The sequence below is a fragment of the Methylobacterium sp. 142-1Y genome (genome assembly GCF_057747795.1).
On record NZ_CM173224.1, the window covers coordinates 5,906,614 to 5,920,402 of the forward strand.

A 13,789-nucleotide genomic window follows, 5' to 3' on the forward strand; every position below is an offset into this window, starting at 1 on the left:
AGAAAACGAGCCCAGCAACAAGTCGCACTTGGGATCCCGAGATCGATCCGGGCTGGTCGCTCGTCGCCGAAACGCTGGATTGCGCGGCGCATGCCGTGAAGGGGGAAACGCCGCACCTGCCGACGGTGCTCGGCGGCATCTCGCCGACCGACCCGACCTTCATCCGGATGCTCGACGGTCGCGGCGCCCTCGACCACGTCGACGCGGTGGCTTTGCACGGCTTCCCGCTCGACTGGAACCTGTGGCAGACCGACGAGTGGCCGGACAAGTTCGCCGAGATCCGCGCGCGGTAACTTCCAGGCCGATCTGGGTCACCGAGGTCGGCGTCTCGACCTTCGGGGCCGAGGAGGTGCAGGTCGTCCGGATCGACCGTACCGCCGAGCTGCTGGCCGGACGGGCGCCGCGGATCCACCGGTCCGGCCTCTACGACCCGCCGCAGGCCTTGGGCGCCACCACACGGCACCGGGAGGCGGAGGGCTCCTCCTATGATCGGCATTTCTATATGGGTTGCTGCGCGAGGACGGCACGCCCAAGCCGGCGCACGAGCATTTCGCCCGCCACACCCCGGCGCGCGGCCCGTGCCGGTGGTTCCGTGACCAGGATCACCGGCTCGACGAGGCGGAGGCCTGATGCGGCGGCTCGGGGTGACGTATCTCCGCACCGGCCCGTCCCGGGCCGATTGTTTCGGCCCGATGCCCTCGAGTGGTTCGACCGGCGGATGGATGCCCTGGCGGAGTTCGACGTGACCGTGACCTTCTGCTTCACCCCCGAGCACCGGGGTATCGCCCCCCACCACACCAGCCCGCCGCAGGTGAGGGAGGAATCCGCGGGATTCTGCGCCGCGATGGTCCGGCGCTATGCCGGGACGATCCGGCCCGGGCCGGCCCTCGGGCCGCAAGCAGCGATCTGACCGCGATGGCGATCGCCCCGACCTCGCCGGCCGCCGAAAGGTTCCTGGCAGCCCTCGCCGATCCGGCCTGCGGGCCGGTGGCGGCACACGCCGCCGCGCTCGTGGTCGCTCATCCGGACGACGAGAGCATCGGCTGCGGCGCGCAGCTGCCGCGCCTTGCCGGCCTCACGGTGATCCACGTCACCGACGGCGCGCCCCGCGACGGGCGAGACGCCGCGCGCCGCGGTTTTTCGGACCCTGCCGCCTACGCGGCGGCCCGCGCCCGGGAGCTCGATGCGGCACTGAGCCTTGCAGGCGTCGAACGGGCGCGGCGCATCGCGCTGGGGCATCCCGACCGGGGTGTGGCGGAGATCATCGCGCCGCTCGCCCGGCAGCTGGCCGGGATTTTCAGCGCATGCGGGATCACGGTGGCGCTGACCCACGCCTACGAGGGCGGCCACCCGGACCACGACGCGGTGGCGCTCTCCCTGCGGGGTGCCCGGCGGCTTCTCGGGCCGGAGCGCCTCGCGGTGATCGAGATGCCGTTCTACCATGCCGGCCCGGACGGGTTCGATGCCGGCAGCGTCTTGGCCACCGAATTCTTGGCCACCGGATTCTTGGCCACCGGATTCTTGGCCACCGAGTTCTTGGCCACCGAACCGCCGCGGCGGGCGATCGCGCTCCATCTCGACCCTGAGGATTGCGCCTTCAAGGCCGCCCTGTTCGCCGCCCATGCGAGCCAGGCCGCGACCCTGAACCGGGTCCCGATCGCCCTCGAGCGCTTCCGCGAGGCGCCGGACGACCGGTTCGGGATCCTGCCGAATGGCGGGCGGCTCCTCTACGGGGAATCGGGACTCGACGGGGCGCGGTTCCGGGCGCTCGCCGAGGCGGCGGAGCGGGAGATCGCCGGCATCGGCTGACCGCCCGCCGGCGCGGCAAACGTCAGGACGACATCGTCCGCTCCAGCTCGCCGTCGGTCCGCTCCGCCTCGCTCCCCTCGCCGAAGCCGAGCTCGTCGAACACCGCCGCGGCCGCGCGGATCATCGCCTGCACGGAGGGCAGTTCGCGGATCTGCGGGCTCGCGGTGCGCTGCAGGTCGAGGATGCCGGCGGCGAGGCGCAGGGCCTGGATCTCGGCCCGGGCCGCCTGGGAAAGGTGGGACTGCGACGGGGTGCAGCGGGTCGCGGGCGCCATGGTGCGTGCCTGATCGGGGGTGGACGAAGTGGATGGATGGGCCGGTGCGCGACGGGCGCGGGACCGATGGGGCAAGGTGACGCCGGCCGTCACGACCAGTGCTCCTCCCGACGCTGCTCCTCCGGGATGTGGCCGGAGGGCGGGTAGGTGCGGCCGACATGCCAGAGCGCGAGGCGGATCAGATCGAGGGCGACCGGGTCCTCGCAATCCGCGGCGCTCCGATAGGCCTCGATCAGGTGCTCGGCCAGGCGGTCGGCCGGGCTTTGCGGACTGGCCGGTGGCCGCACGAGGCGGGCAACCGGAGTGGGGAGACGGGTGTCGCCGTAACGCGCCATCGCTGACGACCTCACACTGATGATACCGACCCGGGATGCCGATGCACCGGGCCGTCGGACCATCTCGAATTTTCAATGCCCAGACAGAGACTTGGCAATAAGTCGCGACTTGGCAAGAATTCGAGACTTGGGAAGAATTCAAGACTTGGGAAGAATTCAAGACTTGGGAAGAATTCAAGACTTGGCAAGAATTCGAAACCGGACGAGAATTCGAGACCGGAAACGAGGGTCGTTGTCGAAGACCCTCGGCATGACGGGCGGGACACGATCCGGTCCGGCGGAGTGGACGGCCGGGGATGGGCCGGTACGGAGACGTTGACGCCGCAGGTCGCCCGGGTTTCTCCCGGCGCCTCCTCGGTCATGGCGGTCGTGATGGCGCGGAGCGAGACGCCCGCCCCGGCGGCGGGATGGTCGAGGACGACCGCTCCCGTCGACGCACGGCCCTGCGACGACATCTGGTTGTCGGTCGACATCCGTCATCTCAAGCCGACAGGGTGCGGTCGGATGCAGGGTGGTCGTAGGCGGGAACGAGATCCTTCGCCCGGACCAGGGACGGCGCGTCGATCCCGTAGACGGCGCGGGTCGCCTGCAGAGCCTCCTGCGTCATCTCGATCGTGAAGGCGCAGATCGACAGTCCCTCATGGGCGAGGGGCAGGCCCAGAGGCCGCGGGCGCCAGCCGAGGGCCGAGACCTTCGGGATCCAGTAAGCCTCGGCGACCACGTTCATGCGCGGGATGTACCGATCGAGACAATACTCCACCATGCCCGCCGCGACGATGCCGGCCACCCGCGACAGCCGCTTGTCCTCCCGGTAGCGGGGGGCGACGAAGAAGCGGGTCCATTCCCAGATCTCCGCCGACCGCTCGAAGCCGCGCTCCTCGGCCAGTTGCGGGAACACCTCGCTCAGCAGCGTCGGCCCGAGGGACGGCAGCAGGCGCGTGCCTCCCGCGACCTCGCCATCCGCCCCGATCGCCAGGAGATACACGGTGCTGTCGGTATCGAACTGATCGATCTCGCGGCCGTCGACCGCGCGCAGGGCACTCCACTTCTGCTCATCCATGTAAATCTTCTTACGAAGAACATAATGTTGATCGATGGCATCAGCGTAAGCGCTGCGATTCGTTCGATCGATGACGTGAAGCCGGATCATGCGGGTATCTCTCTCGCTCTGGCAGCATTCGCGCAGACGAGAGGGTGTCCCGGTATCCCGAAAAATAGTGATGGAAGGGCTGACCTTTACGGCGCATCGATCGCTAGAGCATTTTCCGACGAAGTGGATGCCGGTTCGTCGCAGAAAATGCGGCAACATCAAAGACCTAGAGAGCTTCGCGATTGCAACGCGATCGTGAAGTGCTCTAGGCCGTTCGGATTATATCATGATGCCAGGGTCACGGCGGTCCGCGCACCCGCCAAGACTTGACGCGAAATGGCTCGGCGAGCGACGTGTCGGCCGGCGTTGCGCCTGCGGACCGTCCCGCATGGGCGGCGGGTCGTGGCTGCACGGATGACGGGATGCGCCGCTCGCTCGGTCGCCGGGCAAGATCCGGCGGGCGCCGAAGCCGTTCGCGTGCACGGGCGGCCGGACATCCGCTCCCGACCGGACATCGACGTGCCACGCCGGGCATCGTAGGGGACGTTACGCCCTCGGCCGCGCCGGAGGACGCCCGCCGCACTGGCGCCGCCGCAGCGATCGACGATGGCGGCCGGGAGTTGCGCCAAAGGCATCAAGCCGGGGCGCAGGGCGCAACATTGCCTGAAGTATTTTTAGACAAAATGGATAACATTTCGTCGGAACATACTATCGCAAAATAAATAAACCAAGGAACCGTCCGATCGCAACGTGATCGGGCAGCGGTTTAGAGCGTGATCTCACGCCGTCGCAAGGCCTCGACCACAGTGTGGGTCGTGTTGCGTGTGCCGATCTTCACGCGGGCGTTCTTGAGATGCGTGTTGACGGTCTGGTTGGAAATACCCAAAATGTCGGCGACTTCTTCGGATGTGTGGCCGAGCGCTGCCCATGACAGCACGTCGCGCTCGCGGGCACTGAGCAGCCGTCCGGTCGGCTTTCGCCGCTGGGCCGTGGTCCGTTCCGCCGCCCCCCAGGCGTAGAGCCCGAGCATGTGGACGCCGCGGCGGACACGCGGGGGCAACTCGACCTGCCGCCCTGCCAGGGATACGACCGCCTGGAAGCCCATCGCGTCGTGGATCGGCACGCAGAATCCGACCGCCATGCCGTGGTCGGTCGCCTCGTCCATGACGCGGCGGGCGCGCGGCAGGATTTCCGGCTCGTAATGCACTTCGGTCCAGGTGAACGGCTCGATAGTCCGGTAGCAATGTCGGACCACCGGGTCGTAGCGGTAATGGCCGACCCGATCGTAATGCGACAGCCAGCCCTTGGGCCAGATGCTGAGCAGGACGTTAGGTCCCAGTCGCTCGCTCGGCTGCGGCAACCGCGTGATCGTGAAGTACGTGAAGCCGCAATCCTTGACGAGATCGAGCACGCGCTGCTGCACGTCGAGCGGATCCGACATCTCGTCGAAGCCGTCGATCAGGTCGAATGATTGGCGAATGAACGCGTCACCGGCGTCCGACATGACCCACCCCTGAACCCCGCACCCGCGCGCGAAGCGACCTCGTCCACCGTGCGATCGCCGCCGGCCCTGGTCCAGTATTAGAATCCTACCAGCAAAGATCAATGTGTGCGCCGGCCCATATAACACCCAAAGGACCTGACGCCCGGGACCGGCCGATGGGCCGCTCCTCGCGCTGTCCTCGTCCCGGTGCGAGCCGCACCCGGCGTTGCCTCGGGGACCGTTCCGCACTATCGGAAGCCGGAAAGAAGCCCTCCGCTGCCGAAGGTCTGGCCGATGAAAGCGCGCGTCACCGTTACCCTGAAGACCGGCGTCCTCGACCCCCAGGGCAAGGCGATCGAGGGGGCGCTGCGCTCGCTCGGGATCACCGGCATCGCCGGAGTGCGCCAGGGCAAATTCTTCGAGGTCGAGGTCGAGGCCGCCGACGAGGCCGCCGCCGAGGCGACCGTGAAGGCGGCCTGCGACCGGCTGCTCGCCAACACAGTGGTCGAGAACTACCGCGTCGAGATCGCCCGATGAAGGCCGCCATCGTCGTCTTCCCGGGCTCGAACCGCGAGCGGGACGTCGCGCGGGCCCTGCGCCTTTCGGGCGCCGAGGTGGTGAACGTCTGGCACACCGAGACCGAATTGCCCGCCGGCACCGACCTCGCGGTCCTGCCCGGCGGCTTCTCCTACGGCGATTACCTGCGCTGCGGCGCCATCGCTGGGCGGGCTCACGCCATGGACGCGGTGCGGGCGCATGCCGCCCGCGGCGGGCTGGTGCTCGGCATCTGCAACGGCTTCCAGATCCTGTGCGAGTCCGGCCTGCTGCCGGGCGTGCTGATGCGCAACGTCAACCGCCGCTTCCTCTGCCACCGGCAGACCCTGCGGGTCGAGCGCACCGACACCGCCTTCACCCGGGCCTATGCCCAGCACCAGGTGATCGACGTCTGCATCGCGCATGGCGAGGGCAACTACTTCGCCGATCCCGAGACCCTGGCGCGGATCGAGGGCGAGGGAAGGGTGGCGTTCCGCTACTGCGACGCGGCCGGCGGGCTCACGGTCGAGGCCAACCGCAACGGCTCGCTCAATTCCATCGCCGGCATCTATTCCGAGAGCCGCAACGTCCTCGGGCTGATGCCGCACCCGGAGAATTTCGTGGAAGGCCTGGTCGGCGGCACCGACGGGCGCGGGCTGTTCGAGAGCCTGGCCAAGGCGGCGTGAGGGGAGCTTTTCGGCTGCTCCCCCCATCCCATCCCGCCCTCGACCTCATCCTGAGGTGCCCACGCAGTGGGCCTCGAAGGAGGGCTCCAGTCAGCTCAGAGACTTCTGGAGCCCTCCTTCGAGGTCAGTCGATCTTCGATCGACTGACACCTCAGGATGAGGTGGGCAGAGTGGGATGAATAACGATTACGAGGCGGGCCATGCAGCCCGCCTTTCTTCGTTTCAGTGCCCCTCGAACTCGATCAGGGTGCGCACCGGCAGGTCGAGGGCGCGCAGGCGGTCGGCGCCGCCGAGTTCCGGCAGGTCGATGACGAAGCAGGCCGCCACCACCTCGGCGCCGATCCGGCGCAGGAGTTCGACCGCCGCAGTGGCGGTGCCGCCGGTGGCGATCAGGTCGTCGACGAGGATCACCCGGTCGCCGGGCTTCACCGCGTCGGAATGGATCTCCATCTCGTCGGTGCCGTATTCGAGCGCGTAGGCGATCGAGACCGTGGTGTGGGGCAGCTTGCCCTTCTTGCGGATCGGCACGAAGCCCGAGGAGAGCTGGTGGGCGATGGCGCCGCCGAGGATGAAGCCCCGCGCCTCGATGCCGGCGACCTGGTCGATCCGGCCGCCCGCGTAAGGGTGCACCAGCTCGTCGACCGCGCGCCGGAAGGCGCGGGCGTCGCCGAGCAGGGTGGTGATGTCGCGAAACATGATGCCGGGCTTCGGATAGTCCGGGATCGAGCGGATCGCGTCCTTGAGGGCGGACGTGGTGCGCGGGTCCATGGCGTAGGGCCTTTTTTCGAGAGTTCGGCGGGGAAGGCCCGGGGCCGGTCGGGAACCGGCCCGGGCGGCTGCCGTCAGCCGCCGACCTTGCGCAGGATGGCGACCAGCTCGCGCTGGAGCACCTCGTTGCCGCAGGCGACCGAGCGGGCGGTCATCGGGTCGGCGCCGCCATCGGCGCTGCTGGCGAAGCCCCCGGCCTCGCGCACCAGGAGCAGGCCGGCGGCCATGTCCCAGGTCTGGAGGTCGCGCTCCCAGTACAGGTCGGCCCGGCCGCAGGCGACCGCCGCGAGGTCGAGGGCTGCCGAGCCGGTCTGGCGCACGCCGCCGGTCACCGCCATCACGGCGGCGAGTTCCTTGAGCAGGCGCGGATGGCTGCCGCGGCCGAGATAGGGCGAGCCGTAGAGCGCCAGGCTGTCGGCGAGGTCCTGCCGGCCGGCGACCCGCAGGCGCTTGTTGTTGAGGAAGGCGCCCTTACCGCGCTCGGCGATGTAGAGCTCGTCCTTGATGGGCTCGTAGATCACCGCCGCGACGATCGTGCCCTCGCGCTCGAGGCCGACCGAGATGCAGAAATGCGGCACGCCGTGCAGGAAGTTGGTGGTGCCGTCGAGGGGGTCGACGTGCCAGGTATGGGTCTTGTCCTGGCCCTCGATGACCCCGCTCTCCTCCATGATCAGGCCGTAGCCCGGCCGGGCCTTCATCAGAGCCTCGCGCAGGGTCGCCTCGGCCTTGCGGTCGGCGGCGGTGACGAAGTCGCCCGGGCCCTTTCGCGAGACCTGCAGGTTCTCGATCTCGCCGAAATCGCGCTTGAGCCCGCGCGCCGCCTTGCGCACGGCATCGACCATCACGGTCATCAGGGGGGAGACGATCATCGGGCGGCGGCTCCCGGAATGCGGGTCGGGGTCATGGGTGGTCCTTGATGGCGGGCGCGGTTGCCCTGCACGACGAATGCAAACGGAATGCGGCCCGCACCTCGCGGCACGGGCAGCGTCACTGATGGATGCCTCTAAGCCGCATCGGGCGGCATGTCACATCGGTTCGTGGAGAAAATCCGGCCTGCGTCTCACACGGGGGCCGTCGCCTCGCCGAACAGGAGGTCCAGCCGCGCCGGCAGCCCGTGGCGACGCCGGACCACGTCCCGCGTCGCCCGATCGACCGCGACCTCGTCGGCGTGCAGGAGCAGCAGCGCCATCAGCCCTTGCGTCAGCGCCGCCCGGCAATCGAAGGCGAGACCCGCATCGATCGCGGCCAGCCGGTCGAGGGAGTGGTCGATGGGATCGTCGCGATCCGGCCCGTCCTCGCGCCCCGGGGCGCGCGCGAATTCCGCCACCCGGGCCCGCCCGACGGCGGGATCGGCCAAAGCCGCCGCCTGGTTGTAGAGCACGGCCTTGAGGAGGGCGGGCACGCGGTCATCCGCCAGCGCCCGCTCGGTGACCGCGAGGCAGCGGGACAGGTCCATCCGCGCGCCCTCGATCAGGCGGGCTTTCCGGCGCGCCTCGGCCGTCATCCGGACGAGCTCCCGGGCCGACAGAGCCGCGAGCGCGAGGATCGCGATAATAATGGCCGTTTCTTGCATGATCAGCACCGGGGCGCGGATGTCCGGGGTGAAAGATAGGGACGAAGGGCGGGTTTGTCGCGGTTACAGCGATTTCCTGGCCTTCTCGATCATGCGCTTCCCGCCCCGCTGCGCCTCGATCTCAAGCTCGGCCTTCTTGGTACGCAACGCGATCAGCGCATCCACGTAGTTGCGCAGCAGCCAGAGCAGGCAAAATCCACAACCCGCAGCAACCGTCCAGGCCGGAGGCGCGCCGACCGCCAATGCCCCGAACGTTCCAAGGATCGCCAGGGCGAAGACAAGGCCGTCCGGGCCGAACCGCTTCAGGCCTTTGACCGCCTCGGTCAGTGCACGTTCCACGATGCCCTCCGGTAGATGGACATCACCCGCTCACGGCCCCGCCCGGTCCGCCGCCAGCCGCTCGGCCCGGGCCTTCTCCTCCGCGTTGAGCCCGGACACCGCCTGGGTGAGCCAGGCATCCGACAGCCCCTGCGCCCGGGCGGCGATGTCCCAGGCGGCGGCCTCGACGAGGTTCTTCTGCACGCCGCGGCCGCTGGCGTAGAGCCGGGCGACCCGGTTCTGGGCCACGGCGTTGCCCCGGAAGGCGGCGTGGCGGAAGTAGCGGGCGGCGCGGGTCTCGTCCTTCGGCACGCCCTCGCCGTTGAACAGCAGGATCGAGAACTCGACCTCGCCGGCGAGATCGCCGTTATCGGCCGCGCGGCGGAACCAGCCGGCGGCCTTGGTCGTGTCCTTGGGCACGCCGCGGCCCTGGAGGTAGAGCACGCCGAGCGCGTGCTGGGCCGGGGCCAGCTCCTGGTGGGCGGCCTGGCGCAGCAGCTCGACGGCGCGGGTCAGGTCGGCGGGCGTTCCGGTGCCGAGGAGGATCAGGGCGAGGTTGTAGCTCGCCGTGGCATCGGCCCGGGCGGCGGCCTTCTCCAGGAGGGCGCGGCCCGCGGCCTGGTCCTTGGGCACGCCGCGGCCCTCGATCTGCATCATGCCGAGGGTGGCGGCGGCATGGGGATCGCCGAGATTGGCGGCCAGTCGGTACCACTCGGCGGCCCGCGCGGGATCCTGGCGGACGCCGAGGCCCTGGCTGTAGAGTTCCGCCAGCAGGGTCATGGCGGGAAAGTCGGTCTTGTTCTTCTCCAGCCGCTTCGTCGCCTCGCGGAACGCCGTGACGTAGAAGCCGCGCTGATAGGCGCCGTAGGCGAGATCCGCATTCGGGTCGTTCGAGGGCGCGGGCGGCAGCGAGGCCGCGCCCGGCAGGGTCTGGTTCGACTTCGACGCGCCGAAGGTGTTGGTGGTCGCGCCGAAATTCGGCGGGACGACGCCCGGCTTGACGCCTCCCGGTGTGGCGGATTCGGCCGGAGCCGGGACCGAGCGGGCCCCGGCCGGCCCGGCCGCGAGGCCGAAAGCCCCGAGAAGCGCGAGAGTCGCGAGGCGGGAATTCCGCATTCTCACCCCTCCCCGCCCGCGGGGCGGTTCCGGATCGCGGCCTGCGCCTCGGCCACCGCGGCCTCGCCCCCCTCCCCGGCCCAGAGGGCGGGATCGAGGCCGATGAACTCGGCCCCCGTGGCGACGAGGTCCGGCACGTCCTCGAGGTTGCGGGCGAGCGCGATGCAGGGCGTCTCGAAGATCTCGACCCACCAGGTCAGCCGCGCCAGGAGGTCGTCGTGGGCAAGCTTCGACTCGTCGCCGAACAGGACGTAATCGGCGCCGGCCTCGCCGGCCTCCATGGCGGCGTGCTTGCTGCGCAGGCGCCCGACCCCGAGGATGCGGCCGTCGCGCAGGCGCTCGCGGAGCGCACGCAGCGGGCCGTCGCTCTCCTCGTCCTCCGCCTCGTCGCCGTCGGCCTCCGCGGGGATGTCGGCGTCCGGCTGATCCTCCGCCCCGTAATTCGCCGGGACGTGGACGCCGTCGGCGCCGCTGCGGGAGGCCACGGTGGCCAGATCGATGCCGCCGCCGCCGGCCAGCACCAGGGCGGCGCCCGCCTCCTGCACCGCCGGCGCCACCGCCTTGACGGCGTTGACCAGCGCCCGCTCGTCGCCGGGCGGCAGGCGCAGGATCACCGCGGCGACGTCGCCGGCCGCGACCGCGCGCGCCAGCCTGTCCTTCAGGTCCGGGCCGGCCTCGGGGGCGGTGAGGAGGATCAGGCGGGTCTGGGGATCGGCCATCGGGGTCTTCGAGCCTTCGGGACGGACAGGGGCGCAAAACGCGCGGGGCGGACGGCCCCCCGGCCGCCCGCCCTGCTGCATGGTCAATGGGGCGGCGATGCGGCGCGAGATCACCCGCGCCGCAAGGGCCTTACTCCGCGGCGGCCTTCGACGGGGCGAAGGACGGGTCGAGCTTGCCGGCGGCGTAGCGCTTGGCCATCTCGGACAGCGCGACCGGACGGATCTTGCCGGCGTTGCCCGCCGTGCCGAACTCCTCGAAGCGCTGCTTGCACAGCTTCGTCATCGCGTCCATCGCCGGCTTCAGGTACTTGCGCGGGTCGAACTCGGCCTTGTTCTCCATCAGGATCTTGCGGATCTGGCCGGTCATCGCCATCCGGTTGTCGGTGTCGATGTTGATCTTGCGCACGCCGTGCTTGATGCCGCGCTGGATCTCCTCGACCGGCACGCCCCAGGTCGGCTTCATCTCGCCGCCATACTGGTTGATGATGTCCTGGAGGTCCTGCGGGACCGACGAGGAGCCGTGCATCACCAGGTGGGTGTTGGGCAGGCGGCGGTGGATCTCCTCGATCACGTTCATCGCCAGCACCGCGCCGTCGGGCTTGCGGGTGAACTTGTAGGCGCCGTGCGAGGTGCCCATGGCGACGGCGAGCGCGTCGACCTTGGTGGCCGCCACGAATTTTTCCGCCTCGGCCGGGTCGGTGAGCAGCTGGTCGTGCGACAGGACGCCTTCGGCGCCGTGGCCGTCCTCGGCCTCGCCCTCGCCGCTCTCGAGCGAGCCGAGCACGCCGAGCTCGCCCTCGACCGAGCAGCCGGCCCAGTGCGCCATCTCGGTCACCTTGCGGGTGATCTCGACGTTGTAGTTGTAATCCGCCGGAGTCTTGCCGTCGGCCTTCAGCGACCCGTCCATCATCACCGAGGTGAAGCCGTACTGGATCGCAGTGGCGCAGGTCGCCTCGTTGTTCCCGTGATCCAGGTGCATGCAGACCGGGATGTGGGGATAGATCTCGACGAGGCCGTCGATCAGCTTGGCCAGCACGACGTCGTTGGCATAAGACCGCGCGCCGCGGCTCGCCTGCAGGATCACCGGCGAATCGGTGGCGTCGGCCGCCGCCATGATGGCGAGGCCCTGCTCCATGTTGTTGATGTTGAAGGCCGGCACCCCGTAGCCGTGCTCGGCGGCGTGGTCGAGGAGTTGCCTAAGCGTGATGCGCGCCATGTCGAAATCCTCCGAGACTGTCACTGTTGCTGGATTATAGCGGAAGGGTCGGCCGGCGTCCTAACGCGGCCGACCTGAACGAAAACCCTCAAGCTTGCCGGCGCAGGGCGTCGACGCCCGGGAGCGGCTTGCCCTCGAGCCATTCGAGGAAGGCGCCGCCGGCCGTCGAGATGTAGGTGAAGTCCGCCGACACGCCGGCATGGTTGAGCGCCGCCACCGTATCGCCGCCGCCGGCCACCGAGACGAGCTTGCCGGCCTTGGTGCGCGCCGCCGCGTGGCGGGCCGCCGCCACCGTGCCCTGGTCGAAGGGTGCGATCTCGAAGGCGCCGACGGGGCCGTTCCACACCAGGGTCCTGGCGTCGTCGATCGCCGCCGCGATCCGGTCGACCGACAGGCTGCCGATGTCGAGGATCATGCCGGTGTCAGGGATAGCGTCGACCCCGTAGGTGTGGTGGGGGGCGCCTGCCTTGAACTCCTCGGCCACCACGCCGTCGACCGGCAGGATGATGGCGCAGTTGTTCTCGCGTGCCGCCTCGATGATGGCTTGGGCGGTGGCGGCCAGATCCCGCTCGCACAGCGACTTGCCGACGCCGAGGCCGGCGGCGTGCAGGAAGGTGTTGGCCATGCCGCCACCGATCACCAGGGCATCGACCTTGGCGACGAGGTTCTTGAGCAGGTCGATCTTGGTCGAGACCTTGGAGCCGCCGACGATCGCCACCACCGGCCGGGCCGGGGCCTCGAGGCCCTTGGTCAGCGCGTCCAGTTCGGCCTGCATCAGGCGGCCGGCATAGGCCGGCAGCACGTGGGCGAGGCCTTCCGTCGAGGCATGGGCCCGGTGGGCGGCCGAGAACGCCTCGTTGACGTAGACGTCGCCGTTTGCGGCCAGCGCCTCGACGAAGGCCTTGTCGTTCTTCTCCTCGCCGGCGTGGAAGCGGGTATTCTCCAGCATCAGGACGTCGCCGTCCTTCAGGCTCGCGACCGCCGCGGCGGCCGTCTCGCCGATGCAATCCTCCGCGAAGGCGACCGGGCGGCCGAGTTCCCTGGCGGTCGCCTCGGCGATCGGGCGCAGGGATTCGGCGGCGACCGGCTTGCCCTTCGGGCGGCCGAAATGGGCCAGCAGAACCACCTTCGCGCCGGCCTCGACGAGTTCGTTAAGCGTCGGCAGCACGCGCGTGATGCGGGTGGAATCGGTGACGCGGCCCTGGTCCATCGGCACGTTGAAGTCGACGCGGACGAGGACGCGCTTGCCCTTCAGGTCGCCGGCATCGTCGAGGGTACGGAACTGGGTCATCGGCGGGGGCACCTTGCGGGATAAGGGGAAGGGCGCGGGGATCAGCGCGGCGGGATCAGGCCCTGGAGGTTGAGGCGCTGCGCCACCAGGGTCAGCGCCACCGTCAGCACGGCCGTGACGATCGCGGTGACGATCAGGGCGCCGGCACCCGGCAGGCGGCGGGTGCGGTCGGCAATCGCCCGGACCTCGTTGCGCAGGGCGGCGAGGTCGGACTGGCGGGCGGCCTCGTTCATGCGGGCGCCGGCCGCCTCGACCCGGTCCTCGACGCGGGCGAGCAGGGCCTCGGAGCGGGCATACTTGTCCTCGATCCGCGAGGCCTTGTCCTCGATGCGGGCGAGCTGGTCGGCGACGCCGGGAGGCAGCGCGACCGGCTGGGGCTGCGCGGAGACCGGAACGGAAGGAGTGGCCGGCGGGACGTGCGCCGGGACGGCGGACACCGTGGTCGGCACTGGGGCGGCCGGGCTCGGCACCTGTCCCTGGAGCAGGGCGGTGTCGGCGGCGTTCGCGGGGCGGGGGGCGGGCACGGCGTCGGTCATCGGCGGATCCTCGGGGGCGAATCCTGGGGCAAGGCGGGCGG

17 protein-coding genes and 1 pseudogene are annotated in these 13,789 nt (G+C 69.9%); 4 read left to right on the forward strand and 14 right to left on the reverse strand.

What is annotated here, in order from left to right; all coding sequences use genetic code 11:
- Positions 1-4 precede the first annotated feature (4 nt).
- Together AC3AOF_RS27095 and AC3AOF_RS27100 are read left to right on the forward strand one after the other, a co-directional pair.
- A pseudogene (locus tag AC3AOF_RS27095) lies at positions 5-910 on the forward strand (glycoside hydrolase 5 family protein); the annotation flags it as partial.
- Between the two features lie 5 nt (positions 911-915).
- The gene (locus tag AC3AOF_RS27100; protein WP_488347024.1) at positions 916-1,809 is read left to right on the forward strand and encodes a PIG-L deacetylase family protein; all 894 of its coding nucleotides are present in this window, start codon (positions 916-918) and stop codon (positions 1,807-1,809) included.
- 22 nt (positions 1,810-1,831) lie between these two features.
- Here AC3AOF_RS27100 and AC3AOF_RS27105 read toward each other — a convergent pair whose 3' ends face one another.
- The 5 genes from AC3AOF_RS27105 to AC3AOF_RS27125 all read right to left on the reverse strand — a co-directional run bounded on the left by AC3AOF_RS27105 (position 1,832) and on the right by AC3AOF_RS27125 (position 5,012).
- Positions 1,832-2,083: a hypothetical protein gene (locus tag AC3AOF_RS27105; protein WP_236987949.1), complete on the reverse strand. Its 252-nt coding sequence runs from the start codon at positions 2,081-2,083 to the stop codon at positions 1,832-1,834.
- Positions 2,084-2,172: 89 nt separating this feature from the next.
- A complete protein-coding gene (locus tag AC3AOF_RS27110) occupies positions 2,173-2,418 on the reverse strand; it encodes a hypothetical protein (RefSeq protein WP_236987948.1) in 246 nt (81 codons plus the stop codon).
- Between the two features lie 11 nt (positions 2,419-2,429).
- Positions 2,430-2,891: a hypothetical protein gene (locus AC3AOF_RS27115; RefSeq protein ID WP_488347025.1), complete on the reverse strand. Its 462-nt coding sequence runs from the start codon at positions 2,889-2,891 to the stop codon at positions 2,430-2,432.
- 8 nt (positions 2,892-2,899) lie between these two features.
- Complete coding sequence (locus AC3AOF_RS27120) at positions 2,900-3,478, reverse strand: acyl-homoserine-lactone synthase (RefSeq protein ID WP_488347026.1); 579 nt, start codon at positions 3,476-3,478, stop codon at positions 2,900-2,902.
- 796 nt (positions 3,479-4,274) lie between these two features.
- Positions 4,275-5,012 carry a LuxR family transcriptional regulator gene (locus AC3AOF_RS27125; protein ID WP_236987946.1) on the reverse strand — a complete coding sequence of 246 codons (738 nt, stop codon included), beginning with the start codon at positions 5,010-5,012 and terminating at the stop codon, positions 4,275-4,277.
- 273 nt (positions 5,013-5,285) lie between these two features.
- On the opposite strand from AC3AOF_RS27125, the gene purS reads away from it, so the two are divergent.
- Complete coding sequence (purS, locus tag AC3AOF_RS27130; RefSeq protein ID WP_048449910.1) at positions 5,286-5,528, forward strand: phosphoribosylformylglycinamidine synthase subunit PurS; 243 nt, start codon at positions 5,286-5,288, stop codon at positions 5,526-5,528.
- Positions 5,525-6,211, forward strand: a complete 687-nt coding sequence (gene purQ, locus AC3AOF_RS27135) for a phosphoribosylformylglycinamidine synthase subunit PurQ (protein WP_488347027.1) — start codon at positions 5,525-5,527, stop codon at positions 6,209-6,211. The genes purS and purQ overlap by 4 nt, the downstream gene beginning before the upstream one ends.
- Before the next feature lie 222 nt (positions 6,212-6,433).
- On the opposite strand, the gene AC3AOF_RS27140 is transcribed toward purQ, so the two are convergent.
- The 9 genes from AC3AOF_RS27140 to AC3AOF_RS27180 all read right to left on the reverse strand — a co-directional run bounded on the left by AC3AOF_RS27140 (position 6,434) and on the right by AC3AOF_RS27180 (position 13,748).
- Positions 6,434-6,979 (reverse strand): adenine phosphoribosyltransferase, encoded by a 546-nt coding sequence (locus AC3AOF_RS27140; RefSeq protein ID WP_058618423.1) that lies wholly within the window; start codon positions 6,977-6,979, stop codon positions 6,434-6,436.
- 74 nt (positions 6,980-7,053) lie between these two features.
- On the reverse strand, positions 7,054-7,848 hold the full coding sequence (locus AC3AOF_RS27145) for an inositol monophosphatase family protein (RefSeq protein ID WP_488347028.1): 795 nt from the start codon (positions 7,846-7,848) through the stop codon (positions 7,054-7,056).
- Positions 7,849-8,039: 191 nt separating this feature from the next.
- Entirely contained in the window at positions 8,040-8,552 is a 513-nt protein-coding gene (locus AC3AOF_RS27150) for a hypothetical protein (protein WP_488347029.1), read from the reverse strand.
- A 63-nt stretch (positions 8,553-8,615) separates the two neighbouring features.
- Entirely contained in the window at positions 8,616-8,891 is a 276-nt protein-coding gene (locus tag AC3AOF_RS27155) for a hypothetical protein (RefSeq protein ID WP_488347030.1), read from the reverse strand.
- 30 nt (positions 8,892-8,921) lie between these two features.
- On the reverse strand, positions 8,922-9,986 hold the full coding sequence (locus tag AC3AOF_RS27160) for a tetratricopeptide repeat protein (RefSeq protein ID WP_236987942.1): 1,065 nt from the start codon (positions 9,984-9,986) through the stop codon (positions 8,922-8,924).
- Positions 9,987-9,988: 2 nt separating this feature from the next.
- A complete protein-coding gene (locus tag AC3AOF_RS27165) occupies positions 9,989-10,705 on the reverse strand; it encodes a thiamine phosphate synthase (RefSeq protein ID WP_236987941.1) in 717 nt (238 codons plus the stop codon).
- Positions 10,706-10,835: 130 nt separating this feature from the next.
- Complete coding sequence (gene fba / locus AC3AOF_RS27170; RefSeq protein WP_236987940.1) at positions 10,836-11,921, reverse strand: class II fructose-bisphosphate aldolase; 1,086 nt, start codon at positions 11,919-11,921, stop codon at positions 10,836-10,838.
- 88 nt (positions 11,922-12,009) lie between these two features.
- Positions 12,010-13,212 carry a phosphoglycerate kinase gene (locus AC3AOF_RS27175; RefSeq protein ID WP_236987939.1) on the reverse strand — a complete coding sequence of 401 codons (1,203 nt, stop codon included), beginning with the start codon at positions 13,210-13,212 and terminating at the stop codon, positions 12,010-12,012.
- 41 nt (positions 13,213-13,253) lie between these two features.
- Positions 13,254-13,748, reverse strand: a complete 495-nt coding sequence (locus AC3AOF_RS27180) for a hypothetical protein (protein ID WP_236987938.1) — start codon at positions 13,746-13,748, stop codon at positions 13,254-13,256.
- Positions 13,749-13,789: the final 41 nt, after the last annotated feature.

What these genes read in the sequence shown, in the direction of transcription:
- purQ (WP_488347027.1), top strand. Translation starts at nt 5,525, where the DNA reads ATGAAGGCCGCCATCGTCGTCTTCCCGGGCTCGAACCGCGAGCGGGAC.
- AC3AOF_RS27140 (WP_058618423.1), bottom strand. Translation starts at nt 6,979, where the DNA reads ATGGACCCGCGCACCACGTCCGCCCTCAAGGACGCGATCCGCTCGATC.
- AC3AOF_RS27125 (WP_236987946.1), bottom strand. Translation starts at nt 5,012, where the DNA reads ATGTCGGACGCCGGTGACGCGTTCATTCGCCAATCATTCGACCTGATC.
- purS (WP_048449910.1), top strand. Translation starts at nt 5,286, where the DNA reads ATGAAAGCGCGCGTCACCGTTACCCTGAAGACCGGCGTCCTCGACCCC.
- AC3AOF_RS27160 (WP_236987942.1), bottom strand. Translation starts at nt 9,986, where the DNA reads ATGCGGAATTCCCGCCTCGCGACTCTCGCGCTTCTCGGGGCTTTCGGC.
- AC3AOF_RS27105 (WP_236987949.1), bottom strand. Translation starts at nt 2,083, where the DNA reads ATGGCGCCCGCGACCCGCTGCACCCCGTCGCAGTCCCACCTTTCCCAG.
- AC3AOF_RS27115 (WP_488347025.1), bottom strand. Translation starts at nt 2,891, where the DNA reads ATGTCGACCGACAACCAGATGTCGTCGCAGGGCCGTGCGTCGACGGGA.
- AC3AOF_RS27145 (WP_488347028.1), bottom strand. Translation starts at nt 7,848, where the DNA reads ATGATCGTCTCCCCCCTGATGACCGTGATGGTCGATGCCGTGCGCAAG.
- AC3AOF_RS27150 (WP_488347029.1), bottom strand. Translation starts at nt 8,552, where the DNA reads ATGCAAGAAACGGCCATTATTATCGCGATCCTCGCGCTCGCGGCTCTG.
- fba (WP_236987940.1), bottom strand. Translation starts at nt 11,921, where the DNA reads ATGGCGCGCATCACGCTTAGGCAACTCCTCGACCACGCCGCCGAGCAC.
- AC3AOF_RS27165 (WP_236987941.1), bottom strand. Translation starts at nt 10,705, where the DNA reads ATGGCCGATCCCCAGACCCGCCTGATCCTCCTCACCGCCCCCGAGGCC.
- AC3AOF_RS27100 (WP_488347024.1), top strand. Translation starts at nt 916, where the DNA reads ATGGCGATCGCCCCGACCTCGCCGGCCGCCGAAAGGTTCCTGGCAGCC.
- AC3AOF_RS27180 (WP_236987938.1), bottom strand. Translation starts at nt 13,748, where the DNA reads ATGACCGACGCCGTGCCCGCCCCCCGCCCCGCGAACGCCGCCGACACC.
- AC3AOF_RS27175 (WP_236987939.1), bottom strand. Translation starts at nt 13,212, where the DNA reads ATGACCCAGTTCCGTACCCTCGACGATGCCGGCGACCTGAAGGGCAAG.
- AC3AOF_RS27120 (WP_488347026.1), bottom strand. Translation starts at nt 3,478, where the DNA reads ATGGATGAGCAGAAGTGGAGTGCCCTGCGCGCGGTCGACGGCCGCGAG.
- AC3AOF_RS27110 (WP_236987948.1), bottom strand. Translation starts at nt 2,418, where the DNA reads ATGGCGCGTTACGGCGACACCCGTCTCCCCACTCCGGTTGCCCGCCTC.